The sequence below is a fragment of the Paenibacillus koleovorans NBRC 103111 genome, from assembly GCF_004000845.1.
GTDB classification, from domain to species: Bacteria; Bacillota; Bacilli; order Paenibacillales; family NBRC-103111; genus Paenibacillus_AA; species Paenibacillus_AA koleovorans.
The window spans coordinates 60,982-86,527 of the sequence record NZ_BIMA01000006.1 but is presented as its reverse complement, the minus strand read 5'-3'; the positions used below and the strand labels follow the sequence as shown (position 1 = coordinate 86,527).

Sequence of the window (25,546 nt, the reverse complement as noted above, 5' to 3'; positions counted from 1 at the left end):
TATAATTCAGCGGTGAAGAAGCTTAATCCGTTACCCAGTCTTCGAGAATCATGCGCGCGACTGCCGCCAGTACTTGAATGTTGATCCGGCCGGCATTCACGATATCGGCCTTCTCGACTTGACTCCAGTTGGCGTCGCCTGGCGCTGTATTCCAGTATTGAACCAGGAACGACAGGTCGCGAACGGATACGCGCTTACCATTCGGTACGAGGGTAATGATCTGGTCCATGAAGTCGTTCAGCGCCGCTTGCAGCGTGCTGACCGCGTCATTCACTTGACCTTGGGTCGCTACTCCGTTATACCGCATATTGCTCGCAGCGGTAATCGCGGCTTGCAGCGTACTCTTCGAACCAGCCGGATATTGGCCAATCTTCGTGCCTTCCGTCGATTTGTTAAGTCTCTGTTGCGCTTTTTCAATCGCGGCGATCAAGGCGGAGCGATCGACACCAGGATCGAGATTGATCGATGCTCGGAACGCGGTAATGGCCGAGGTCAGCGCGACGACAGCCGCATTGACGGCGTCTTGATCCGCGAGATCATTGTTCAGAACCGCTTTCGCCACAACAATGGCTGCGTTGAACGCCGTCTTCGACGGGTAAGTGCCCGGGGTCGAACCGATCGTTGCATTATTGTGGAGCGTCTCGGCCGCATTAATGAGCGTGCTCAGCGTCGATTTATTCGCCAGCGCGATCTGGATATTGATCGAACCTCCAGCGACTTCATAGGCGTCCAAAGCGATTGCAAGCTCAAAATCATTCAGCGAAATCGTCGTATTCCCGATTGCTGCGTCTGCCTTAACGACACCCTTCAGCTTGAACAGATCGCCTGCTCCAGACAACGGCGTGCCGTTGCTAACCATGAGAATGATGCGAATCTCGCCATCGTCCACCCGAACAGCCGTATCCAGCAGCTGCGGTGGACTCCGCAAGTATTCGATCGCGCTTGGAGCAAGGGAAGTGTACACGCTGTTCACTACTGTAGGGAACGAGATCTTGTTCTTGTCGTAGCGGACGATGACATCAAGTGTCGTGAAATTCGGCACGGATTCAGCCGCTTCGAGTCCGATCGTCAGTTCGAACGGCTCGCCGACGAGCACGCTCGATGGACCGTTAATCGTACCGCCCAGCTCCGGCGCAGGTTCTGCAGACAGTTCATCGATCAACGCAGCCATAGCGTAACGGGAGTTCTCGAAGGCGTTGCCCGTCTGCGAGAAGCCAAGCGTACCGCCTGGATTGGTGAAGATGACCGGAACATTCGCGTTGAGAACGGTATTGACTTCGTCCTCTTTGCCGAGACGCTTCAGCATCTCCATGTATTCCATATCCTGAATCCCTCTGCGAATATTGGCCAACCGGATCGAAGAGATCGGTCCTTCGATGCCGCGATCCTCAACCGGATCGATAACGTTTCGGCCTGGGTAGATCAGGACGCCGTCACCGTTAGCGAATTCATTGCCTGAATTGCGGAACGTGACCGACTCCAGCCATGGATTCTGGTAGCGGCTCAGCCCCCTGAACAGCGACGAATTATGCCACCATTGATTCGAATGCCAGTAGAAGAAGCTACTCATGCCATGCTTGAGTACGCCCCACATCGTAGCGCGCATATCCGTCGCCGGAACATCCAAAACCCCTACGCCGCTATACGGACGCTGTCCGTTATAGACGTTCATTTCATTGCCCAATGCACGTTGCGTCAATGCCGTCGCATGATTGTAATTCTTCGTGAACGACAACCAGATGTCGATGACGTTGTTCGTCCCTGGCGCAACGCTAGACGCATCGCTCGCCAAGGCCGATTGGAAAGCGGAGGTAACGAGAATCGGCAAGTCTTTGCCCGGTCCCGTGCCGGTCTTGATGTTCTTGGCAATCTGCTTGATATAATTATACTGCGAGGAAGAAGGCTCATCCGGCATGTAAAGGAACGTCTTGATGTTGCCTTCTCCGAACGTATTGTTCAGGAAGTTCATCCAATCGTCCGATTTCTGTTGCGCGCTTTCCAACTCGTCGAACTCGGTTCCTGGACCGTACATGGTACGCGGAATTATCGTCCCGCCGACTCCCGCTCCTGGACCTTCATAGCCGTTCTGCGCCGTGAAGGCGGATCCATCGTACCAGCGAACGTTCTCGGTAACCTGTGCAATGTAGGCGTCCGAGGCCAGATTCGTGCCGGTTACGAATTCCACGCGATTGCGGTGCAGCAGGCGTCGGTACGAATCCTGCAGCGCCTTGAACTTCTCGGCGTCCGCCGGTTGATGGTAGCGATTGACCTGATCGTCTTCATAGTAGAGCATAATATCCGTGCTGTTCTCATCCGGAAGCGTGAAGTCGAACAGCTTCAACTCGACCGGAACCGGATAGGAATGTCCATCGACCTTCACATTGACTGTACCTGTGTATACGCCGGCCGGCAGATCCTTCGCCGTGTACACTTCGAACCAGAGGCCTTGATTCCGGTTCGGCAGCACTTCAAGCGGGAAGCCGCCCTTGCCGGGAAGCGCGTTCTCCGGAACGAGCTGATTCGGCACCCACCCCGTAGGATTGGTCGGGATGCCAGTACCCGTCGTAGGTAAAATCCAACTTGCCACAGTCATTTGATTCACTTTCATGTAATTCTGGCTAAAAATCTGAATCGGACGCCCCGCGTACAAGGTCGGATCCGCCGCAGGCGGCGTATAGACGATTGAGCCCGGTCCGCCGATTCGATTCAGCGAAGGCAAGGTCGCCGACAGCTCCTCAATGCCGCCGCTGCCGGATTCCACGATAATCTGGAACGCGAGCACCTCGTTGCGACCTCCGAACAGCTTGACCTTCGATCCATCCCAAGCCGAATTGCCAGTCTTGTTCGGGTTGTTCAGATCGTCGCGCTTCACCGCTTCGCCGTCATTAACGGCCCAGATGCTCGTGACGCCCTGACCGCTTGGCACCGGGAACCAGCCGACGCTCAAGTCGACATTGTACACTTGACCGCTAGAGAGCATCTTGTTGCGGAATCCGTCAACCAGACCAGTAACCGCAGGGAACGCCACTTTCAACGATTTCATGCCGATCGCCGAGGATTTGACCTTAATCTCGAACAATGTCGGCGAAACTCGCTCGATATAGTAATCCTGTTCGGCTACGAGCTTGTTCAAGCCCTCATAGACGAAGAAATCAGCCGGATCATAACCGATCATATCCTTCGTGAACGTCACCTGAATGACATTGTCCTCGCCGGATTTGGCTTCGACAGTCTTCACTTCCGGACGCACCAGGTCGAACCAGATACTCTGATTGCCTGACGGACGGGTACTGCCGTAAATGTTCTGAATCATGTTGGCATTCCCAGCCGTGCTCAGCCGGTACTTGTTGCCGTCCAGATCGAGTGAAGCTGCGGTCGTGAACGCCACCGTGTAGCCATCGGGCAATATCCGAGCGTTCGTGAACGTTGTGTAATTGGACCAGGTGTTGTTCACAATCCGCTGCACCGTCCATAAGCCCGGATTCACGCTCGCAATCTTGCTATTGAATCGAATCTCAATCGTATTGCGATCCTTCACCTGAATCACATTGCGGGCCTGCAGCGAATAACGGATGTCGAAGTAGCTCTGAGCAAATCCCAGTGTTGTGCTCGTTCTTAGATTCGCAGTTGTCGCACTGTCCCGAACGACATTGCCGGCAGAATCCCGCAACGATTGCGTCGAAATCACGCTCGTGCCCGCTACCAGCGCCGTAGATGCATTCGGATAATTAAATGTGACGGTCGACTTGTCCGAACTAACCGATTGGATCGTGATACCGCCTATAGCCGTAAATTTCGTGCCATTGGTGGCGTAATGATCCAGATTGGCCAGGTCATCGGCATTCATCGGCTCGTCAAAATATAACGACAGCTTGTCTGCATTCGCTGTCGCGCCGGCTGTGACATAGTACAACGGATCAAGCGACGGCTTCTGCGTGTCGTTCGCCGTGAACGGTACCGATAGATCGCCATATGGCGTGCCTCCAGCCGTCTTCCAATACTTCAGCGCAAGCCTGTATGCGCCGCCATTGACCTCGGTCAAGCCGGTCGTCGCCGGAGACAGTACGATAGACGTCCGTCCGGCATCGGTGAACAAGCTCGGTAAATCCAGAGAAGAGACGACAGCTGCGATCTTCCGGTTGTCCGGGTCGATCACCGCAATCTCGCCCCGCGCAGCATCCATCGCCTCCGGGAAGGTCACCGTCAGCTTGTTATCCGCGCCAACCGCGATCCCGATTACCGGATCGGCGGCATAAACGCTGTTCGGCGCGATCTGCTGCAACAGAGTCCCGAGCAGCATCAGTAGCGCAATAGTTATAATAGATATTTTCTTCCGCATAACGCTTACCCACGTTCCTTTCATATATTGAGTTTAGTCGCGCCTCGGCCCGCTCATGCATCTGACTTGACACATGTCATTCAAACACTTGTAACCGCTTTCATTTGTACTTTTCTGCGGCCCTCCCCCTCTTCTGGCGTCCTGCTCCGTTTCGTCATCCCCATCGGCAGGCTTGGTATCGTGACGGGCCCCACATTCGCCGGCGTCTGGTTTCAGTATGGCAAGCAGATCGCTAGTGTCCCATCGTTAATATTTTTGATTTTGAGCGTATATACAAAAATCTAGAATAATAGCAAAAAGGCAAAAAAATAACTATGAATTCGCTTTATAAACCGAATCGTCATGGCCGCATCCCGAGCTAGCGGGCTATGCGAGGTCGCTGTAAATAGATTACATGCCAAGCACAAGGTGCCCTTGCGACGCAGGGGCTTCTTTTATTCGGCCTGATTTCACAGCCCGCTCGCGGCTAGCGAAAAAAAAGGTTAGCGAAGCTGCAGGGCCGCCCCTGGATTCTTTCGACTATAAAGTGGTACTTGAAGGAATGGAGGGGGGGGGGAAATTCAGCAGGATGACTTGATTCGGCAAGTGCTTGCCGGGGATAAGGAGGCGTTTCGCCCGATCGTGGACGCCTACAAGGCCTATGTCTATCAACTCGTCTACGGCGGCTACGCTGCTGTCGATTTTCCCCGGAGCGGGCCATATGTATCTCGGTCTGCAGCGCCACGGCTTGCAGCAGATGGCCTTCTTCTTGATCTCGATCGGAGTGGCGCTGCTTTTGACCGAATGGAACAAGGACCGGGCAGTGGAATCGCTGCTCATGTGGTGGCCGGTCGTATTCGTGCTGCTCGGTCTGGAAATGCTCGCTTATCTCGCCGTCCGCCGGGACCAATCGGTGAGCGCATCGTCCTGCACAGCGATTCGAATGTGGGACGGATCCGGATTCAATCCAGCTCGTCGCGAGAGCTGCAAGCGTTCAGCCAATACCGGATCACATCCCGCGACGGCGCGAGCGTACCGGGCTTGCGCGAAGAAGACATCGTCTCCACCCGCGTGGTGGACCAGACGATTTATATGTCGCTCAATGCCCTGATAAAATAAGTGGCGAATACGTGCTACTTCGTGCCGTTTAATAAAAAAAGACGCCTCTTACTAAGGAGCGCCTAGGAAGCTATTTCGACATTTGCTATAATGCTAGTGTGCAACAGACTTGGGTGGGAAGTATTGCCTCCGGATCGGAGGTGATGCTTATGCAGTTTTCGTTTACAGAAGTGATTATGCTCGGCATGTTCTTGCTGGCGCTCCTCACATATCTGAATAAACGAAAATAATCCGCCCAGGTTAGCGCCAAGGTGCGGATTATTTTCTGGCTTATAGCTGGAGATTTCCCACCCAAAATGTTGTACAGGGAGTCGGACGGCGATCCGGCTCCTTATTTCTATTGTAATAATAACACGGTGGTTTCATACGTGCAATAATCCGCAGGACGTATATCGCCTATAAGTCATATTTTTCGCTTGAGTCCGCTACAGATCATACACAAGGAAAAACCCTTGATAATCAAGGGCTTTTCGCATTTTATTTTATCGAATCACGCTGATCCTTTGATTCACTGCCGCATTGTCCCCGGCCGAGGTCGCGGTGTTCGCTGGCAGGCTGAGTAATAACGACTTCGAACCCGTGTGCGCCGTCGCAGGGAATGTGCCGCTGAAGCCGGGAATCGTCTTGACCCAGTTCCAGTACGGCCCCGTTTCAAACCCGCTGTTAATGATCTCGGTGTTCGTGATCGCCACGCTGTCGAAATATACGTCGACCGAGTAGTTGGAAACGGCCGTCTTATCGTACAGTCGGAGCTTCACGTCCACGGAGGATTTGCCGACGAGATACGAGGTCACGTTGATCGATTCCGTCAGCCACGTATTGGCGGCGTCCGCCGTCACGTCCCTATCCCATACGACCGTACCGTCGATCAGCAGTTGCTTGTAATGATACCCGGCCAGGCCGCCCGTTCGATTGTCCCGGTGGGCGAAGGTCAAGGTGTACGTTTTGTTCGCTCCGGTCGTGAAGCTGTTCGTGCCCGAGGTCGTAGTCGTCCCTGCTCCGTTGCGCGCAATTACCCGCCAGTAGTACGTCGTACTCGGCGACAAGACGGAGCCCGTCAACATGGCGCTCGTCCCGATAATCTTCGGCACTTCTGCGGTCAAGGTCGCAAAGTTGCTCACAGTGGACACCTGCAGCGTATAATCGGCGGCGTTCACCGAAGGTTTCCAGGAGAAGGCGAGATCCAGATTCCGGCCTGTCGCTCCGTTGCTCGGATTAGCGAGGGAGAATGAGCCCGGTGTCCCGTGATCGGGATGCAGCTGGTACAGGATGGCGATGTCGTTCAACGTTCTTGCCGAGAACCCGCTCAAACTCCTTAACGAAATTTCCTTCTCGAACAAAGTCCAGATTCCCGGCTTCCAGCGTTCCATATCCCCGATTTGCAACGTGAACTGTCCGGTATAGGAGCCACTGCCGTTTACGTAAAACGATAATTTCGGGGCTGTCGTGCTCCCGTTCCACATATTGTTATAGATCGTATTGGCGAGACGGGTCATCGCCGCCGTATTGAATTTCCCGCCTCTGGTGTAATCCGTAATGGCATGCTGAAAATCGATCGTCGCATGGCTCCAATCCTCCAGATTAACCGCATGGGAATCACCGGGGGTTAATCGGTCCCAATAGTTCCAATGGTAGCCGGTACCGTTCAGCGTCAACCAGTAATGCCACTTGGCCGTCATCCCGTCCGCCCAAGTCAAGTAGTGCTTATGCGCGTCCAGATCAACCTTGGCCATCTCCAATTGGGCCGACGCCATAGCCAAATACATATTGTATGGCAAAGATAGGCCGGCATGGAGATTATCCAGGTACACATTGTACTGGTTCGACCAGTAGTTGTCGAACGCTGGGATGAGATCGCTGTTGATGAGCGATTCCATAGCGTTCGCTTGCGCTCCGTAGGTGATGCCCTGCGGATTCGTCGCGCTGGCTATGCTGCTGTCCGACCGAACAAGCTGGATGAACTTGGCGAATTCATAGAGCATCGCGCCGCGATGAAGAATGTACTCTTCGTATTGATGGGTCGGGTGATAATACGTCGATCCCCAACCGAGGTATCCATCACCATCCACATCGCCGAGATGGCTGAACATGTTATCCGTGTATGTGCTCAATTTCTGTAAATAGCTTGTTTGTCCCGTCACTTCATACATGCGGCGCAGCGCAGACAGCGTATAGTTCCCGTTCTGGGCCAAATAAGCGTCGTCGGCCAAATCCGTGTATCCGTAATAATAGGTAGAGGTATCCCCTACAGCCAGCAGGTTGTCAAAGCTTGTCTTCCAACTGGCCGCCGTACCGTACGCGTAAACCGGTTTCTGGGAACCGATCACGAAGCTCCCAAGCAAAGCAACAGCCAGAACGATCATGAACCAGGCGGTCATTTTCAATTTTCTGCTCATTCTCATCAGCTCAAGCTCCTCTCAACGCAAAATGGTAACGCTTTCATGTTTCCGCGCCAAATCATCCTTTCCACTTCCGTCACACATGCGCCACGCGCTGTACCCCTCCCATCCTATCGCCGTTTTCAATTTCAACCTCATTATAGTGAATAATGAAAATTACAGTAAGTGGAATCAGGGACATGAATCTTGGAATGATGTCCTTGATTCAATACTAAAAGCGCAGCGGCATCCCACTCCGCTGCGCTCCGGGATCTCTTCCCTTCACTCGTATAAAGCGTCCTTCAGCTTACTCGACATCGTGCCGGTGACGCGCGTCGACTTCAGCACGGCTGTCCGCAATCTGGCATTCTCATCGGCGAGCCGATCCGCGCGGTGGGCAAGCGCCTTCACGAGCTCGCGCTGAGGCCCGTCCAGCTGCTCCAGCAGCTGCCGTAGCGCTTCCGGGTCAATCCCGTCAGCAGACGATCCCGCATGTTGAGCCATCCTAAGTCCTTCCTTCCCTGCTCCCATCCTTCTATTAAGTAACAGGAGAGCCTTTCTTCTGCGTATGCCAGTTGATTTCTTGAATGAATTGTCCGACCGACTCTTGCAGACGTGCGGAAATTTCCTCATCCAGAATCGCTTCGCCGTTTCCCCCCCAAGTGACTTGTTTGTCCAGTACATAGACGCCTTGCAAAATATTTTGCGCGCCCATCGAAGACAGAACCGGCTTAAGCGCATAGTCGATTGCAAGCATGTGTGCGATGGTGCCGCCTACCGCCAGCGGAAGCACGATTTTATGCTCCAGCCCTTTCTGAGGCAGCAGGTCGAGCAGCGCCTTCAATACGCCTGTGTAAGATGCTTTGTAGACCGGCGTCGCGACGAATACGGCGTCGGCGCCGGCAACGGCCGCATTGACCTTCACGATTGCCTCGCTGTCGAACTTGGCGTACATCAAATCTTCCGCCGGGATATCCCGTACTTTAATCCATTCCGTCTGAATCCCGCTCTGCTCGAGCTGCGCCTTCGCATGGTCGATGACGCCGTGCAAGCGCGATGTGGGAGTCGGGCTGCCCGAAATGATAACGACTTTTGCCACTAAAATCCACTCTCCTAATTGTATGGTAATGTATTAATACAATATCATCTCCGCAAGAAGAACGTCAATTCCTTTTTGCTTCACAGCGTCAATGTCTGTCCCGGCTTGAGCGAGCTGCCCTGGATGCCATGCTGCGCAAGTCTTTCCGCGAACTGCTCCCCATCCTGCGCGATCGGCGGGAACGTGTTGTAATGCAGCGGCAGAACCCGCTTCGCCTGCAGCCATTGGGCTGCGGTCTCCGCATCCTCCGGCCCCATCGTGAACAGGTTGCCGATCGGCAGGAAGGCAACATCGATCGAGTTCCGCTCCCCGATCATCTTCATGTCGGAGAACAGCGAGGTGTCCCCGCTATGCAGCAGAGTCAAGCCGTCCCAGCGCACGATGTATCCAGCCGGCATGCCGGCATAAATGATTTTCTGCTCCTGCTCCAGGATGATCGATGAGCTATGGAATGCTTGAATCATCTCGATTTCAACAAAACCGCCAAGCGTCACCTTTCCTCCCATATTCATCCCCATCGCCTTTGCACCTTGCCAGCCCATGTAGGTGGCAAGCTCATGGATCGCTACGATCGTTGCTCCGGTGCGCTTCGCAATCGGCACGGCGTCGAGAGTATGGTCGGTATGGCCATGGGTCAGCAGAATAAAGTCCGCGTCTATGCTGTCGATTTTCGTGACCGCGTGCGGGTTGCCCGAAATGAAAGGATCGATTAGTATCGAGCGTCCGCCGGAGCTAAGCTGAATGCAGGAATGCCCATGATACAAAATGTCCATCGTAGTGCCGCCTTCCTTCTATGTGGGTTTGTTCATCCGAATGGCTGAATTGCGGATTCTACTACTATAGTACATGATTCCGGATCGTTTTCAAAAAAGAGAGAACATGAAGTGAAATTGCAACCTTTTCCAGCCAGTCGTCGTTAGATAGGATGACGCGTCAATACCGATTCGAACGAAAGGATGGACCCTTATGAGAAAACGTTGGATTTCCGCCATACTCGTACTGCTCCTGCTGCTCAGCGTTCAAGCGAACGCCTTCGCCTTCTCCGACATTAAGGGCGATGCCGCAGAGGCCGATATTATCGCGCTTCGGGATGCGGGGATCGTCAGCGGAATGAGTGCCGAGCAATTCGCGCCGAAAGGCAAGGTGACTTACGCTCAAGCCGTACATTTGATCGTGAAAGGCTTCGGCCTCAACATCGATCACATTCGATTCATCAAGCAGCCGCTGGCTAGCGACTTCTACAGCAATGTGCCGAACGACAGCTGGTACGCCGAATCCTTCATCATCGCCAATCTGAACGGGCTGTCGATTCCGCAGGACGTCAATCCGAATTCCGTCATCACTCGCGAGCAGTTCGCCCAATTGCTGTTCGAGGGCATCTCCGTAAAAGGCGACTTCCCTCTCATCCAAATCTGGATCAATATCCAAGATGAAGCCGATGTCTCCAAGGAGTACATGACTTCGATTCAAAGCTTGCTGATTATGAAGGTAGCCATGCTGGAAGACGGCAACTTTCTGCCGAAGCAAGAAGTGACAAGAGGAGAAGCGGCCCAGCTGCTGCATAGAGCGATGCAGTTCGTGAAGAAGCATCAACCGATCGCCCCGGCTCCACCCGCTGATCATGAAGTATCGATGAATGTGACGAAGGTGACGGATGCTGTCAACCAAGTGACCGTCTCGTGGGGAAGCAAACCGAATCCGGGTTATACGATCGGCATCGATCGGATCGAGTTCCGGCCGAACGGCGAAGCTTGGATTTACTATATGACCGGTACGCCGGACCCGAACAAAATGTATCCGCAAGTGATTGTGGAGCCGAAAGTGGACACATACGTATCCTCGGCCTACAAACCAGTGCTCAAGCCGGCGAAATAGCCGCATGAAAACGAAACCTCCATCCGGACAACCCAATTGTCAGGATGGAGGCTGTTTTTTGCTAAAAGAGGATAAATATCCGTTCGGACATTCAAAAAGCCTGCCGGTTTCCTCTATGGAGGAGACAGACAGGCTTATCGTAGTCGTCAAGTGGGCCCTGAGGGACTCGAACCCCCGACCAATCGGTTATGAGCCGACCGCTCTAACCAACTGAGCTAAGGGCCCTTCTGATGTTTGTAGGTTGGTTGCGGGGGCAGGATTTGAACCTGCGGCCTTCGGGTTATGAGCCCGACGAGCTACCGAGCTGCTCCACCCCGCGTTATTGATGGCTGCATATGTTTCAACAGCGACAAATAATAATATACACCAACCGAACATCGTCTGTCAACCCAAAACTTTCAGGAAATCCGGATCAGGAACGGAATACGGAGCTGTCGATTTTTTGCTGTAGCAGCTCATGGAACAAGTCTTCGTTCATCGGCACGTCGACCCAATTGTCCGTCCAGCTGGAGAGCAGCATCGCGTTAGACAGCAGCAAGCCGTTAATGCCTTCCTCGCCCGGGGCAAGCAGCGGCGTTCCTTTCAGAATCGCATCCACGAAGTTCTGAGTAACGCCTTTATGGCCGGTCTCCTGTCCCCTCACGGGGATGTCGATCTTCCAGCTCTCCGGCTGGCCGAACTGGCCCTTGAACTGACGGTTGAATTCCGGCTCCGACACGCGCAGGCGCCAGAATGTCAGCTTATCGTCTTCCACAACGATTTTGCCTTTCTCGCCGACCAGCTCGAAGCGGTTCGTGCCCGGCGTTTCGCCCGTCGTTGTAATGAAGACGCCTGTCGCCCCGTTCTCGTACTCGACATAGGCGGTCACGTCATCCTCGACTTCGATGTCGCGGTACTTGCCGAACGTGCAGAACGCCCGAATCCGCTTAGGAGCAAGCCCGGTTATCCATTGCCACAGGTCGAGCTGATGCGGACATTGGTTCAGCAGCACGCCGCCGCCCTCGCCGGCCCAAGTCGCTCTCCAGCCCCCTGAATCATAGTAGCTCTGAGGCCGATACCAGGTCGTAATGATCCAGTTCGTCCGACGAATGGCGCCAAGCTCGCCCGAATCCACAAGATCCTTCAGCTTCGCATACAACGGGTTCGTCCGCTGGTTGTACATCATCGAGAACAGCTTCCCGCTGCGCGCCGCCGCTTCGTTCATTTCACGCACGTTTCTCGTGTAGACGCCTGCCGGCTTCTCGCACAGCACATGCAGTCCGTGCTCGAATGCGAGCATCGCCGTACCCGGATGATCGAAGTGCCGGTTCGCGATCAGCACGGCGTCGATTTTCCCCGAGGCGAACATCGCTTCCACACTGTCGAATGTAGCCACGCGACCCCCAAACTGCTGCTCCGCCCAGCGCAGCCGATCCTGGCTCACGTCGCACACAGCCGCCAGCTCGGCGCCCGCCACTTCCCCGCGACCCAAGTAGTTGGCATGGGCCGTTCCCATATTGCCGATTCCCACTATTCCAATTCGCACTTTATCCATCGTAGTCATGATCTACATCACCCTCCATACTCCATCGTAGCATAAAGAAAAGGCCGGCCACTTGTTTATCGTTGTACAAATGGACGACCGTATTTATATGTCATTGTACGCCGTTCACTACTTCTAAAATCAAAAAAACGCAGAATAAGCATTCGTTTTGCGATATTGCTCCGGCGTACTGCCTACCAATTGCTTGAACATGCGGCTGAAATGCGACGGATGCTTGAATCCGGCCTGATAGCCGATATCGGTGATGGACATCCGTTTATCCACCAAGAGCCATATTTTCGCTTGATTGATTCGGCGTTGATAGAGGAAGTCGAACACCGTGACGCCGGTTACTTCTTTGAAAATTTTAGATAAGTAGTATTTGCTCAAATGCAAGGCGTCTTCGAGTTGCTCCATGTGCAAATCTTCCATGTAATGCGCTTCAAGAAAGCCGATCATGTTCTGCACATGCTTCACCCGGTCGGAGACGTCGTCCGCCAGCGCTTCCATCGGTTTCTCGCACAAGCCGTAGATCAGGATAAGCAGCTCCAGAAAAGCAGCCTGAAGCCTCCGCGCCGAAGTCGCATCCTCGCCTGCTTCAAGCGTCAGCATTCTCCGCAAATGTGCCTCTATCTCCTCGCGCTCGCTTCCGTTCAGCCGTAGCCTATGGTTGCGCAGCTCCTGAAACGGCTGCAGCAAATTCAGGCTGCCGAAGCTCGGGCCAATCAACCCCTGCACGAAATCCGGATCAAAATGAATCGTCGTGCGCCTGTACTCCCGTGCCGAACCGATATGCGGGCTATGGAGCGTCATGCCGTGCATTAGAATGAGATCGCCGGGCGCTAATTCGTACAGCTTGTCTCCGATCAAATAGCTGCATGCCCCGCCGTTGAAATAGTACACTTCATGATGCAGATGGGAATGAAAATGGATAGCGTCCGGAATTTCTTCACTATAGCGGATATTCAGCGGCGTTGCGATCGTATGCGTCGGTTTCATGCAGACCCCTTCTTACTCGGAGAACGGCATGGCGGCTGCTTATAAAATGTAGCGAACCCCGAACCGCCCCCGCTTCGATTTGAACACTTCCACTGTTTGCGGGCATTCGTAGCCGTACACCCACCAGTCTTCCTCCATCCGCTTAGCCAAGCAGCCGGCTTGAAATTTACTGTCGTACAGCTTGACCCAATACACGTAGTTCATACGCTCATTCCCTCCTCCTGCCGAAAGATCCTATCCATAGGATATCCAATCTGACGGTATTATTACCCAGACATAAGGAGAAGGTAAAACGTTCGGCGTTATAAGCCGATATTAGATTTATGGCCCTTGTATTCCCCGGCTCCAGGGAAACCGCTTAATGCAAGGTCCTGGAACAACGGTGTGAAGGAGTACTCGGGATCGGCGAGCTGCTCAAGCGGCACCCAGCGGACTGCTAGAATCGCATTTTCGTCGAACTCGTTGCTAGGCACTTGCACATCTTCACTAGTCCGCTTGAGCTGGAACAAGAAATGGATACGTGACACTTCTTCCTCCGGTTTGTCGCATACATAGAGCAAGGAGCCGAGCTGCACGTCAAGCCCGGTTTCCTCTTTCATTTCACGCAGCATGCCGGTTTCCAACGTCTCGCCCCGTTCCAGCTTCCCTCCCGGCAGCGACCAGAATCGGCCCGGTGCGACCGGCTTCGAATGTTTGACGAGCAGCAATTTGCCATCCTCCACGAGAATGCCCGTCACACGCGCTTTGATTTTATATTTTGACATCATCCGTCGCTCCTTCGGCTCGTCATTGAGTGTTCTTTCCGAAAGGTACCATACCGCACCGGGCTTGTAAATCCCTTACACTCTTCTGTTCCGATAGCATGTAAACTTTTTGTGCATACGTCCATTTCCGCCGTAGAAATGTATCCAACTCCCGGTCGATATGATACTATAGAAGTAGTACTTTTTTCCTATTTCATCATGGAGATGCATGCCTATGGATTTGCTCATTCCTGTCGGGTTGCTCCTGTTAGTGCTCGGTCTTTTCTCCGTCTTGCTCTCGCATACTTCCTGGGTGCAGCAGCATGCCCGGTGGTTGACGAATATCGGCTTCTATCTCGTCATCGGCATTGCGATCGGCTCCTTGCTGACCTTGATCTGTTATCAGCTCGGCGAGTCGCTGGCCAATCGTTGAAGATTCAATTTATTCGAAAGCGGAGTGATCGCGATGTACGGGAACAACGAGAGAGGCATTACATTAGTCGAGTCGCTGGCCGCCGCCGTCATTCTTGGCATCGTCATTATAGCCTTCGTAACGGTATCCAACTATTCGCTGCTGGCCGACACGAAGTCGGACCGGGATATTGAGGTACAGCGCATCGCCGAAGAGCAGCTGAATTTGGCCAGGGACTATGCCTTGCGTCACAATGGCGCACTCCCGGCAAATCCCGAAATCGAAGGATATTCCGTCACCTTGCAGCAGACCGACTTCGCACCTAGCGCCACTATCTCTTATACCACCACGGCGTTCGGCACCAATCATTTTTCATTGCAAGGGGTCATTCTCGTAAACAAAGCTCCCAAGCTGCTTACGGTCACCGTCTCCTGGAACGAGGCGTCCTCATGAGGAACGAACGTGGTGTCACCTTGGTCGAGCTGCTTGCCGGTATTGCGCTGACTGCAATCGTGATTGGAACCGCAACCTTGCTCCTGTCGTCCGTCATTCGCCTGTTCGGCGACGAATCCCAGCAATACGCTGACGATTCGCAAATTCAGCTGACCCTCAACACGATGACGGCGCAGTTGAAGGAAGCGACACAAGTCATCGCCTTTTCACATGGCGGCGACAAAGAGCTTCGGTACGATCACTACAATTCTTCCAACACATTGGTGCTCAAGTCGCTCTACTTCAACGAAGCCGAGCGCAAGCTTACACTGTTTGATTTCAGCCAGGATGGAACGGCATCGAACGATACGTCGGATTTCGCCAATGCCGCTCATACTCCTACTGGAGCGCCTACGAAATATTCGAATCCCGTAGATCTGTCCCGTATGGCTACAAGCGCTCTTTTCGAAGCCCTGAATAGCTCCTCCAATCGAATCCCGATCCCGTCCACTCCTTATCCGGCGGCATCGACCGGTCAATCGGCGTCGAATCGGATGCTGTATTTGACCTTCGGATTCGAACGCTCCATCGTTACAGCAACTGACGGTACGAAGCCTTCACCTGTAACAAAGACGATGGCTGTGAAGCTGCTCGCCGACTGGACCGCCAAGTAACACCATCTATCGGAGGCCTGCCATGCGCTACAAATTAATTGCTAACGAACGAGGCGCTGCCTCATTGATCTATGTCCTTCTCGTCTCGATGATTTTGCTTATCATGACCCCCGCTTTGCTGATGGCCGTCTCCACCGATTCCACTCGCATCTCGACCGATCGGCACACCCAGCTCGCGACTCAGTTGGCTACAAGCGGAATCGAATCGTTTATCGCCTATCTGGACAAATACAATGAGACGACGGACGGCGGGCGTGAGCAATATTTCAACAATTATCCGGGATTCATTACAGGGAAAACATTTGAGACGCCGGAAGGAACGCCAGTCGTTTACAAGATGGAACGCGCGAAGCAAGGGACTACTCCGTTGTATCGAGTCACTAGCTCGGTAGAAGTTGGCACCGGAGCTACGAAACGAACGAAAACGATCACCTATTCTTTCGATTCCGAAACGGTCGTCACGGAAACCCATATCGATCCGGATAACCGGGTTCCCGTGCCCTCCAATAACCAAAACATTTATGCGCAAGGACAGACAACCACCCCACCGCCGGGAGTGCCTATTACCTCCGTGCCGGATATTCAATACCCGATTGCGGAAACGATTGCCGAGTATCGCAGTGAAGTCCCGCCGGCTCCAGGTGCGCCAGAAGTTCCGTCCGCACCGATCCCTTGCAAGAACCTTAGCAACAACCCGTGCAAAAACTTTCAGGATGTCAAAGAGCAGATTCAAGCTCTTCCAGGCAGTGATCCTATAGTCCTAAGTATCAATAACTGGGAATGGTATAACGGAGTCCTTAATGAGAGCTGGGGAACTCCGCAGCGGCCCGTTATCTTAATATTTAGCGGAAATACGACATTTGGAGGGGGCTCGCTAGTTAAGCTTAACCTGACCGGCAGCATTATCGTTCAAGGGAGCTTTACGATAAACGCTACTAATTTTGAGTTGAATATTAATAAATCAGCCAACGGAAAATATGGCGACTTGTATATAACGCAGTCCATAACAACGGAAAATAAGAGTAAAATCAATTTAACCGGAGGTATTATGTATGCGGGAACAGGTCCTATTACGATAAAAGGAGATGGCTCTGAGTTGGCAGCCGGCTATTTATACACAAATGGGAACATCGAGCTTGCCAATCGAATTTCGGTGACCGTCAACTCCCTGATTCGCTCCAACAAATTTACAATTAAAGCAGGCTCTTCTACGGTTACTGCCGGCTCTATCTATACGACGGATGAATTTTTGATTGAAAACGGCGTTACTGTCAGCGTAGCAGGGGATATCAATGTTGAAAACTTCGAACTAAAAGGCAATTCTACAATTTACTCTAATAAATTAATTGTGAACCAGCAATTGCAGCTTTACAACGATACCAAGATCCATTTGACCTCCGACGCGCTTGTCGGTTCACTACAAGTGCATACAAACGGCCAACCCGGTATCAGTGCACCGGCCGGCGATATCTTCGTAGAGAACAATGTCAACGCAGGCAATAACATCACCCTTGTCGCCGGCGGCGTTATTGCTGCGGGCGGGAATATTAACATTAACAACGGACATCAAGGCTCCACCCCTTCACAGATCCAGAGCGGCGGCGCTACCACCTCGCTGGTGCTTAGCAACTCCGGAGGCTCTGGCGGTACGAGCACGAAGAGTGGGGCCTGGAAGCCTAAGAGATCAGGATAATAATGCAACAAAGCGGTGCAGTCCCTTATAGGGGCGCACCGCTTTTTGTTTAACGGGTCATGTTGACGATCTGCCAGTACACTTCACTGGAAAGCGTCGGATCTATGCGGTTCAAGGTTGGATTCAGCCCAACGGACGGCGGGGGCAGATCGGGCAGTTTATCCGCATACAGCTTGGCAGTATAGACTGAAAGCTGTATATTGACTGTAACTACATCCGTTACAGCTCCAGGCACCAGCTTGCTCTGAGAATCGGCACCGGTCTGGAATTGCCATCCCTCGATACGAATCAGCCTTTCTTGCTCCTGTAGCTGTTTCATAAAGGCAAGCGCTTGGGCATAACGGGACGTAAAAATAAGCTTGACGGAGTTTTTCTCAGGAGGACCTCCTGCCGCCACAGCACCGTTCGCTGGCTTAGGTGTGGCTGTAGGGCTAGGAGTCGGGGTATTCCTGATAATCAGCATATCCATTTCATTCTTGGAAGCAACATCCCCAAAAGTTATCGAAGTTAGCTGCACTCCTGTCATTTGCTCGATCTGACGAAGCGCAATAATGAGCCTGGCGTCTTCTTCTTGGATCGGCACCCGTGTCGTCAGATTCTTTACTTGTGTCTCCGTAGTTTGAACTGGAATCGGCTTGGCCTCTAGTGCGGCTTTCTCCGTCTCCAACCGCTCCGCTTGACTGGAAGTAAGCTTATGAATAACCAGCCTCGGGCTGAGCGCCCCCAGTGCCAACATAACATTCAGTCCGGCACCGAACAGCAAGGCAAAAGAGAGAATCGCGGTAGGCTTCCTTAACTGCTTCAGCAATTCCTTCACACTTAATCGTTTCATGGGGCCACCTGCTTCTCCCCTGGTATCGTCTTTAGCTTCAATTGAATTTCCGCTTCGTACAAGATCACAACTTCATTACTCGATATTAATGGCGTCGTAACAGGAAAGCTCCCTATACTCGCGCTTCCTGCGGGACGACTGAACGATTTCTGCTTCACAGAAATCACGGTTACGACCGGGAATAGTTGAGTGCTTTCCAGAAGGGAAACATATTGTGCGACATCATTCATCTGATTCGCTTCCAGAGTGATCTTGATGTTCTCCCCATCGTCTGATCCGAATCGTAATAATCTGGATGTAATTGGCAGAGGGCCGGTCACTCCATTGAGAATCTGCTGCCAGTCCCGTCTTCCGGCCAAAAGCTTGTTCACTTCTGCCTCAAGCGACAAATAAGCCTGTGTTGTCGGATCCACCTTCAGTAATGTGCGAAGCTCAGCAATTCGTTGCTCCAGTTGGGCAACATGCCCCCGCTCATCGGACGTCTTCTGGCCGGTTTGTAAGGTCCAATAGACAAAGACTAATGCAACGGCAGCCGTTGCCGCAATGATCAGAATAAGAAGCGGAATGAAGTAGCGGTCAATCGGCTTGACCTTGGGCAATAAATTAATGCTGTTCATGTCTCTTTCCCTCGCAATCCAACCCCTAAAGGGACCGCAATTTTCGGGAGAAGCGTGAACGGATCCGTTGCATCTATATGGATGCGGTAGGAGAACAGCAGACGCACGAGCTCGGGAAAGCGGGCTTTGCAATACTCCTCAATATCGGCCAATCCCTCGACGTCCCCCGAGAGGATAATCGAAGTGAACTCATGATCGCGATTGTTCAGCGTGTACCTATAAAAATTCATCAACCGCTCGATCTCATGCAGCAAATCCCCACTAAAGGCTTGCAATGGATCGTCCACCTTAGCAATGGTGTTGAACTCGGCGAACCAGTCGGCTCCACTGTCGCTTGCAGGAGTCTTCTGGTCGGCGGCAGTTATGGTGCTTGGCACCGGCAGAGGCACATTCCGGGTAATTTTCAGCTCTGTGCGGTGGAATATACTCAAGTCAGTGCCCGTCTCGTTAATGTCCACAACCATGAACGTCTCATCCGACTTCACCATTTCTATCGATAGGGCTAATCGCAGCAGCGACATCGCCTTGAATTCAATTGTAGCCGGAACAAGCCCTGCCGCTTTTACGATCGCCACATATTCGTCGATCAGCTCTCTCGGCGCCGCTACCAGCATTACATCGCAGAGTGCAGGCGGCTGCACATCGGAAGCCGGTGCAGATGCTGGCGATTCGAAATCGGCGAACATATTGTTCACAGAAGGTTGGTCTTTGGCGGCGGCCGTTTCCTGAAAAGCCGGCTCTTGTGGTTTCGCGGCGGGTGACGCTTTCTTCATGGGCTTGTGTGCCTTCTTGTTGTTGCTTCCGTTCAGTTTCGCAAAGTCATAATAAGGATGATCGAAAGGCAGATGCAAATTGTGATTCAGCTCGAACGCTACCACTTTTCTCAAATCTTTGACCGGAATATCCGGCAGCTTTAGAAAGCGAACCATAATCAATTGGCTGGGGAGTACAAGATGGACTCGTTTCGCGCGAAACGGCTTGCTGCGAAGCATGCGCTTGAGCTGGACGATGATCGGCATGCCTTGTTTGATCCTGCCGTCCACCACCGCACCATCCGGCAATTTTTCAATGGCGTGTTGGTACACGATAGGTTTCATTTTCGATCCTAAGCCCGCTTCAACCAGCTTGATCTGCCGATCGGTAAGCTCCAGGCCGAGACTGGAATACACCGGTTTCCATGAATGAAGCAATCGTCCTATTCGTGTCATGTGCCCGATGCCTCCTTCTGCCTGCTAGCCAAGCATATTCGTGTAAGCCGTCCACCAGTCCTGTCCCCATAAGTATGTGACGATGGATCCCATGGCAATAAACGGTCCGAAGGGGATCATCTTCTCCCGTCCGAAACGGCCTGTCGATAAGAGTACTATACCGTATACCAGCCCGATTACGCTAGATGCGAATAGGGCGAGCAGCGTTAATTTCACACCCAGGACCAAACCGATAAAGGCAAAAAGCTTGATATCTCCTCCGCCCATGCCTTCTTTCTTCAGAAATGTCACGCTTATCCATGCAAGGGCGTAAAGAACTCCGCCGCCGACGAGAAATCCGGCTATATAGCTCCACAAAGGTAAAGGGTGGATGAAGAGGCGCATGAGTAAAGCCAGGGCGTAGCCAGTAAACACGATCCGGTTCGGGATCAACATGTAGCGGATGTCCGATACGGTGATTGCTGCAAGGATGCTGACGAGCAGAAGCGCCGGGAGCAACTCTGCGGTTGCGCCAAGCCGCCAAGCCATTAACGCGAACAGAAGACCTGTGGCCGCTTCCATAAGCGGATAAAGCGCGCTGACGGGTGCCTGGCAATAGCGGCACTTGCCTCGGAGGAAGAGCCATCCGAACACCGGCACGAGATCTAGCGGCCGCAGCCGATGCTCGCAGCTCGGGCAGCGCGAAGGCGGGAAAGCGATTGACTGACTTAGAGGGACCCGGAGGCCGACTACGTTCAGGAAGCTGCCGAGGCAGAGACCGAGCACGAGCAGCAAGAGCGGCAATATGCTGGAGTAAAGCTGTAGCACCTCGCGAAACGATTCCATGCGACTCGCCTCCCAATAATATTGAAAACGAGGTAACTCGAGTGAGTTACCTCGTTGGTTGAGATCTATCTGCTAGTGAAACGCTACTAAGGTGCTACAGCTACAGTATAATGGCTATTAGCATAAGTGATCGTAAAGGCACTTCCATTAACCGGTGCAGGAGCTGAAGACAAATACCCATTAGTCACCAACCGAGTCAGTGTTTGAGCTACAGTCTCTCCTGATGCAGGTAATTCTTCGTCTTTATCTAGAGTATATCTTTGTAATGCATCCGTAATTACCTTAATCGAAGCATTATCCGTATTCGTCTTCGAGGAAGAAAAACCTCCCGTAACCGCCGCACCTGCGACCGCTGCAACAACACCCAAGATCACGACAACCGCCATCAACTCGATCAGCGTCATCCCTTTTTGATTCCGGCTCAGCTTCCACTTAAAATTCATAATTGCTTTCAACATGTGTATTACCCCTCTCGTCATGTAAAATATTTATTAGGTCAAGCAGTGAAACCTCATGTAATTAATGCATGTTCTGCATCAGCTTGAACGATGGTAGCATAACGGCCAGCACGATAACACCGACAATCACGGCAAGTATCAGGATCATGATCGGCTCCAGCAGCGACTTCAACCGGTCAGCCATCGCATCGACTTCCACCTCATAGTACTCCGCCACCTTCAGCAGCATCGCATCTAATGCGCCGGTCCGCTCTCCGACCTCGATCATCTGCACGACCATCGGCGGGAACAGCCAATTGCCTCTCAACTGATCCGCAATCGATGCGCCGCCCCCGACCGCCTCGCGTGTTCGCCGGATTTCCTTGGCGATAACATCGTTGCCGACGACCGACGCCACGATGTTAAGCATTTGCAGCATCGGCACCGCCGCCGCGAACAGCGAGCAGAACGTCCGACTAAACCGGGACATCGCTTGTTTGTGCCACAATACGCCGAACACCGGAATTTTCAACCGCACATAATCCAGGAAATGTTTTCCCTTTTTGTTGCGGTTGAGCAAGAATAAAGCAAGAGGCGGCGTGAGAATGATCGGAGGCAGGATATACCAATATTGCTTCATCCAATGGCTGATGGCGATGACGATCTTGGTCGGCAACGGGAGCTCCAGCCCTTGGGCTGCGAAGTTCCCTACCAGTCGCGGCACGACGAACGTCATGAGAATAATGACAACCATAATGGTCACTATCGCCATAATAACCGGGTACACCATCGCAGACTTCACTTTCTCCCGCGTGTTGAACTCCTTCTCGCTGTAAATCGCCAGACGGTCGAGCATGTCGTCCAGGTTGCCGCTCGTCTCCCCCGCTCGAACCATGTTGATGAAGATCGTCGAGAACACGGAAGGGTGTCGGGAGCATGCGATGGAAAATTGGCTGCCTTGCTGCATTTGCTCGGCGACGTCCTGCAGCACTTTTTTGAAAGGCTTGCTCTCGGCTTGACGGGACAACACGCGAACGGCTTCCACCATGTTGACCCCGGATTTGTACAGCGTAGAGAGCTGACGACAGAAAACGGTGAAGTGAGCGTTGCTGACTTTAGATGCGCCAAAGCTTATTTCCTTGTGAAGAATGCTCTGCCCGGGATCGAATAGCCGTACGATCCAAAGTCCCTTGCCCTTCAGCTCTTCCATAGCCGTCTGGAACGAGTGCGATTCCAACACGCCCTTACTAGGGCGGCCAAAATCGTCAAAGGCTTCGTAACGGAACTTCGGCATACGCGTTCACCTCCCGGATTCGTCTACTCTTAGCTGCAACTTGGGATAGGGCTAACGGAAGCTTACTGCGGCTGCAGCTCGGAGAAGCCGAACATCGCTTCCTTCGCCGCATCCACCGTGATGAGCCGGCGCTGCAGCAGCTCGCGCAAGGCGTTGTCCATCGTCTGCATGCCCTGTGCCTTGCCGGTCTGCATAACCGAACGGATCTGATGGACCTTCTCAGTTCGGATCAGGTTGGATACCGCCGGCGTGTTGACAAGCACCTCGATGGCCGCTACCCGGCCGTTGCCGTCCGCCGTCGGCAGCAGGCGCTGCGCCATGACGCCCAGCAGTACGGCGGCAAGCTGGACGCGAATCTGCTGCTGCGATTCCGGCGGGAACACGTCGATGATCCGGTCGATCGTCTGCGGAGCATCGGCGGTATGAAGCGTCCCGAAGACGAGATGGCCGGTCTCCGCCGCGGTGATGGCCGTGCTGATCGTCTCCAGATCGCGCATCTCGCCGACGAGGATGACGTCGGGATCTTGCCGCAGCGCCGCGCGCAGCCCTTGCCCGAACGACGCCGTATCGACGCCGATCTCCCTCTGATTCACGATGCAGGACTTGTGGCTGTGAATGAACTCGATCGGATCTTCAAGCGTCATGATGTGGTCGTGCCGGTTGCGGTTAATGTAATCGACAATCGCCGCCAATGTCGTGGATTTACCGCTGCCGGTAGGACCGGTCACAAGCATCAACCCTTGTGGCTTGGCTGCGAACTCCTCCGCAATCTTGGGCAGGCCCAATTCCTCCATGGCTGGGATACGGGAAGGGATAAGCCGAATCGTAAGGCTGATCTGGCCGCGCTGCTTGTAAGCATTGACCCGGAACCGCGAAACATCGAGGCTGTAGGAAAGATCGAGATCCCCTCGTTCCATAAAGGACTCGAATTGCTCCGCCGTCATAATCTCCCGAGCCATCTCGAGCGTATCCGACGGCCCGAGTACGCGATCGTCTGCAGGCCGCAAGCTTCCATTCACTCGCAGCATCGCCGGGGCGTTCACTGTAATGTGAATATCCGAGGCTTTCAAAGAATAGGACCTTCGCATCAGTTCAATAAGACTCAAGGTAGACAGTCTCCTTTCCGACCCAACAATAACGACATGAATCGACACATTTCCCACAAGTAAAATATTTGCTTATAGGAAAATAGTACTATTGTAGTCCTACCCTGTCAACACATGAAACGGTGAATTAATTAACAATCCAAGCCCAAAATTCTATAGATTTCGTGAACGGTCGTCTGACCGGCTGCCACCTTCTGCAGGCCATCCTCGAAAAGGGGAACCAATCCGATCGTCGCCCCATACCGTTCATATTCGCCGTCCTCTTTTTTCTGCATAATCATCGTCCGCATTGTCGAGTCCACATCCATGATTTCATGCAAAGCCAACCGGCCATGGTATCCGGTCCGTCCGCATCGCTCGCAGCCGGTTCCTTTTCTCATCTTCTCCGTCGAAAGGCCGTGCGCCCGCAGTAAATCCGTCTCTTCTTGAGTTGGAGTATGCGGTACCGAACAATTCGGACAAATCCGACGGACCAGACGTTGAGCTACGATACAAGAGATGGAGGAGGCGACGAGGAACGGTTCCACCCCCATATCGATCAGACGAGAAATGGAGTTCACCGCACTGTTGCTGTGCAAGGTGCTGAGTACGAGATGCCCGGTCATCGCCGCCCGAACCGCAATCTCTGCGGTCTCTACATCGCGGATTTCCCCGACCATGACGATGTTCGGATCTTGCCGCAGAATGGAGCGCAAACCGCGAGCGAACGTAAGCCCGGATACCGTATTGACCTGCACTTGGTTAATCCCCTGCAGCTGATATTCCACCGGATCCTCGATCGTGATAATATTTACATCATCCTTGTTCAACCGAGAGAGCGCGGAATACAGCGTCGTCGTTTTCCCGCTTCCCGTCGGTCCCGTTATGAAAATGATGCCGCTCGTCTGCGCAATCCCTTTCAAGAATAGCCTCATGTTATGCTCGGATAAGCCCAACTGCTCAAAGCTGGTAAGCGTCGCTCCAAGGTCCAAAATACGAAGCACTACTTTTTCGCCGTGGATCGTAGGCAGCGTCGAGATCCGAACGTCGATTTTGCGAAAATCGATCTCCATCTCCAAACGCCCGTCCTGAGGCAGCCGTCTCTCGGCCACGTTCATGTTGCCCATGATTTTGACCCGCGCGACGATGACGCTCTGCATGTTCGCGGGCAGCGTCCGTTCGGTGCGCATCATGCCGTCTACGCGATAGCGGATACGGAGCTCATCCTCCTGCGGATCAATGTGGATGTCGCTCGCGCCGATCTGAACCGCCTGAATGATGATCTGATTGACCGTCTTGACGACGGGCGACTCGTCCTCCGGCTGCGCCTGCTTCGTCTCCTCCGCCTGCGGCTGCAAATTGCGGTTGATCTGCTCGATGGAGTCCTGCAACGAATAGAAGCGCTTGATCGCTCGCGTCAACTCGTCCTTCGAGGCGATGACCGGTTCGATCCGCATCCCCGTCGCCATCCGCAGCTCATCGATCGCATAATAATCCAGCGGGTCCGACATCGCGAGGAACAGCTTGCTCCCGTCGATCCGGACCGGGAACACCTGGTGCTGCTCCGCAAGCCGCTGCGGGATCATCGCCAGCACCTTAGGCTCGATCGTCTGCTTATAGAGCTGCACATGCGGGATGCCGAGTTGGAACTCGAGTACTTCAATCATTTGCTGCTCGGTAATATAGTTCCGGGTAATGAGCAGCTCGCCGAGCTTCAACTTCAGCTCCTTTTGCTCCTTGAGCGCCCGCTGCAGCTGCTCTTCCGAGATCATCCCCGCTTCCAGCAGCAAGTCGCCGATCCGTTTCCGCACGGCCATAGCTTTTCACCTCGCCATTTAAGTCTTCTTAGGCTTCATCGACTAATTCATATGTATATCTATATAGGTATATAGTACTATTTTAGCAAAAATAGACTTGTCCGTTGCGATACATTTTGGAGAATTTATTACAAACCTAAGTTTGGCGACATAATTTTCCAATCACA

At 53.1% G+C, this 25,546-nt stretch carries 23 protein-coding genes and 2 tRNA genes; 6 read left to right on the top strand and 19 right to left on the bottom strand.

Going from position 1 to position 25,546, the window contains the following annotated elements; genetic code table 11:
* Positions 1 to 22: 22 nt before the first annotated feature.
* Entirely contained in the window at positions 23 to 4,339 is a 4,317-nt protein-coding gene (locus tag PKO02S_RS03465; RefSeq protein WP_164821274.1) for a glycoside hydrolase domain-containing protein, read from the bottom strand.
* A 640-nt stretch (positions 4,340 to 4,979) separates the two neighbouring features.
* Between PKO02S_RS03465 and PKO02S_RS03460 the strand changes: the two genes are divergently transcribed.
* On the top strand, positions 4,980 to 5,429 hold the full coding sequence (locus PKO02S_RS03460) for a LiaF transmembrane domain-containing protein (RefSeq protein WP_127579695.1): 450 nt from the start codon (positions 4,980 to 4,982) through the stop codon (positions 5,427 to 5,429).
* A 490-nt stretch (positions 5,430 to 5,919) separates the two neighbouring features.
* On the opposite strand, the gene PKO02S_RS03455 is transcribed toward PKO02S_RS03460, so the two are convergent.
* The 4 genes from PKO02S_RS03455 to PKO02S_RS03440 form a co-directional block, all read right to left on the bottom strand.
* Complete coding sequence (locus tag PKO02S_RS03455; RefSeq protein WP_127579694.1) at positions 5,920 to 7,839, bottom strand: hypothetical protein; 1,920 nt, start codon at positions 7,837 to 7,839, stop codon at positions 5,920 to 5,922.
* A 258-nt stretch (positions 7,840 to 8,097) separates the two neighbouring features.
* Complete coding sequence (locus tag PKO02S_RS03450; RefSeq protein ID WP_127579693.1) at positions 8,098 to 8,319, bottom strand: hypothetical protein; 222 nt, start codon at positions 8,317 to 8,319, stop codon at positions 8,098 to 8,100.
* Positions 8,320 to 8,353: 34 nt separating this feature from the next.
* Complete coding sequence (ssuE, locus tag PKO02S_RS03445) at positions 8,354 to 8,914, bottom strand: NADPH-dependent FMN reductase (protein ID WP_127579692.1); 561 nt, start codon at positions 8,912 to 8,914, stop codon at positions 8,354 to 8,356.
* Between the two features lie 80 nt (positions 8,915 to 8,994).
* A complete protein-coding gene (locus tag PKO02S_RS03440) occupies positions 8,995 to 9,687 on the bottom strand; it encodes a metal-dependent hydrolase (RefSeq protein ID WP_127579691.1) in 693 nt (230 codons plus the stop codon).
* Positions 9,688 to 9,880: 193 nt separating this feature from the next.
* Here PKO02S_RS03440 and PKO02S_RS03435 point away from each other — a divergent pair, with 193 nt between their 5' ends.
* A complete protein-coding gene (locus PKO02S_RS03435; protein ID WP_127579690.1) occupies positions 9,881 to 10,789 on the top strand; it encodes an S-layer homology domain-containing protein in 909 nt (302 codons plus the stop codon).
* Positions 10,790 to 10,940: 151 nt separating this feature from the next.
* Here PKO02S_RS03435 and PKO02S_RS03430 read toward each other — a convergent pair.
* From PKO02S_RS03430 to PKO02S_RS03410, 6 genes are all read right to left on the bottom strand, one after another.
* Positions 10,941 to 11,014, bottom strand: a tRNA-Ile gene (locus PKO02S_RS03430).
* A 17-nt stretch (positions 11,015 to 11,031) separates the two neighbouring features.
* Positions 11,032 to 11,108: transfer RNA gene (locus PKO02S_RS03425), tRNA-Met, on the bottom strand.
* Positions 11,109 to 11,201: 93 nt separating this feature from the next.
* Positions 11,202 to 12,323: a Gfo/Idh/MocA family protein gene (locus tag PKO02S_RS03420; protein WP_127579728.1), complete on the bottom strand. Its 1,122-nt coding sequence runs from the start codon at positions 12,321 to 12,323 to the stop codon at positions 11,202 to 11,204.
* A gap of 129 nt (positions 12,324 to 12,452) precedes the next feature.
* Positions 12,453 to 13,310, bottom strand: coding sequence for a helix-turn-helix transcriptional regulator (locus PKO02S_RS03415; RefSeq protein WP_127579689.1), 858 nt, complete (start codon positions 13,308 to 13,310; stop codon positions 12,453 to 12,455).
* A 39-nt stretch (positions 13,311 to 13,349) separates the two neighbouring features.
* Positions 13,350 to 13,514, bottom strand: coding sequence for a hypothetical protein (locus tag PKO02S_RS32220; RefSeq protein ID WP_164821273.1), 165 nt, complete (start codon positions 13,512 to 13,514; stop codon positions 13,350 to 13,352).
* Positions 13,515 to 13,612: 98 nt separating this feature from the next.
* A complete protein-coding gene (locus PKO02S_RS03410) occupies positions 13,613 to 14,074 on the bottom strand; it encodes an NUDIX domain-containing protein (protein ID WP_246066813.1) in 462 nt (153 codons plus the stop codon).
* A gap of 214 nt (positions 14,075 to 14,288) precedes the next feature.
* Here PKO02S_RS03410 and PKO02S_RS03405 point away from each other — a divergent pair, with 214 nt between their 5' ends.
* From PKO02S_RS03405 to PKO02S_RS03390, 4 genes are read left to right on the top strand one after another with little or no spacing between them, the layout of a single operon-like run.
* On the top strand, positions 14,289 to 14,486 hold the full coding sequence (locus tag PKO02S_RS03405; protein WP_127579687.1) for a hypothetical protein: 198 nt from the start codon (positions 14,289 to 14,291) through the stop codon (positions 14,484 to 14,486).
* A 33-nt stretch (positions 14,487 to 14,519) separates the two neighbouring features.
* A complete protein-coding gene (locus tag PKO02S_RS03400; protein WP_127579686.1) occupies positions 14,520 to 14,918 on the top strand; it encodes a type IV pilus modification PilV family protein in 399 nt (132 codons plus the stop codon).
* On the top strand, positions 14,915 to 15,571 hold the full coding sequence (locus tag PKO02S_RS03395; RefSeq protein WP_127579685.1) for a PulJ/GspJ family protein: 657 nt from the start codon (positions 14,915 to 14,917) through the stop codon (positions 15,569 to 15,571). The genes PKO02S_RS03400 and PKO02S_RS03395 overlap by 4 nt, the downstream gene beginning before the upstream one ends.
* 22 nt (positions 15,572 to 15,593) lie before the next feature.
* Complete coding sequence (locus tag PKO02S_RS03390) at positions 15,594 to 17,264, top strand: hypothetical protein (RefSeq protein ID WP_127579684.1); 1,671 nt, start codon at positions 15,594 to 15,596, stop codon at positions 17,262 to 17,264.
* Positions 17,265 to 17,313: 49 nt separating this feature from the next.
* On the opposite strand, the gene PKO02S_RS03385 is transcribed toward PKO02S_RS03390, so the two are convergent.
* The 8 genes from PKO02S_RS03385 to PKO02S_RS03350 form a co-directional block, all read right to left on the bottom strand.
* Positions 17,314 to 18,096, bottom strand: a complete 783-nt coding sequence (locus PKO02S_RS03385) for a hypothetical protein (RefSeq protein ID WP_127579683.1) — start codon at positions 18,094 to 18,096, stop codon at positions 17,314 to 17,316.
* The gene (locus tag PKO02S_RS03380; protein WP_127579682.1) at positions 18,093 to 18,713 is read right to left on the bottom strand and encodes a PilN domain-containing protein; all 621 of its coding nucleotides are present in this window, start codon (positions 18,711 to 18,713) and stop codon (positions 18,093 to 18,095) included. Before PKO02S_RS03380 ends, PKO02S_RS03385 begins: the two co-directional genes overlap by 4 nt.
* Positions 18,710 to 19,921, bottom strand: coding sequence for a type IV pilus biogenesis protein PilM (gene pilM / locus PKO02S_RS03375; RefSeq protein WP_127579681.1), 1,212 nt, complete (start codon positions 19,919 to 19,921; stop codon positions 18,710 to 18,712). Before pilM ends, PKO02S_RS03380 begins: the two co-directional genes overlap by 4 nt.
* A 24-nt stretch (positions 19,922 to 19,945) precedes the next feature.
* On the bottom strand, positions 19,946 to 20,746 hold the full coding sequence (locus tag PKO02S_RS03370) for a prepilin peptidase (protein WP_127579680.1): 801 nt from the start codon (positions 20,744 to 20,746) through the stop codon (positions 19,946 to 19,948).
* Between the two features lie 86 nt (positions 20,747 to 20,832).
* Positions 20,833 to 21,204, bottom strand: a complete 372-nt coding sequence (locus PKO02S_RS03365) for a type II secretion system protein (protein ID WP_164821272.1) — start codon at positions 21,202 to 21,204, stop codon at positions 20,833 to 20,835.
* A 61-nt stretch (positions 21,205 to 21,265) separates the two neighbouring features.
* The gene (locus tag PKO02S_RS03360; RefSeq protein ID WP_127579678.1) at positions 21,266 to 22,477 is read right to left on the bottom strand and encodes a type II secretion system F family protein; all 1,212 of its coding nucleotides are present in this window, start codon (positions 22,475 to 22,477) and stop codon (positions 21,266 to 21,268) included.
* A gap of 62 nt (positions 22,478 to 22,539) precedes the next feature.
* Entirely contained in the window at positions 22,540 to 23,565 is a 1,026-nt protein-coding gene (locus tag PKO02S_RS03355; protein WP_127579727.1) for a type IV pilus twitching motility protein PilT, read from the bottom strand.
* Positions 23,566 to 23,714: 149 nt separating this feature from the next.
* Positions 23,715 to 25,379, bottom strand: a complete 1,665-nt coding sequence (locus PKO02S_RS03350; protein ID WP_127579677.1) for a GspE/PulE family protein — start codon at positions 25,377 to 25,379, stop codon at positions 23,715 to 23,717.
* Between the last annotated feature and the right edge of the window lie 167 nt (positions 25,380 to 25,546).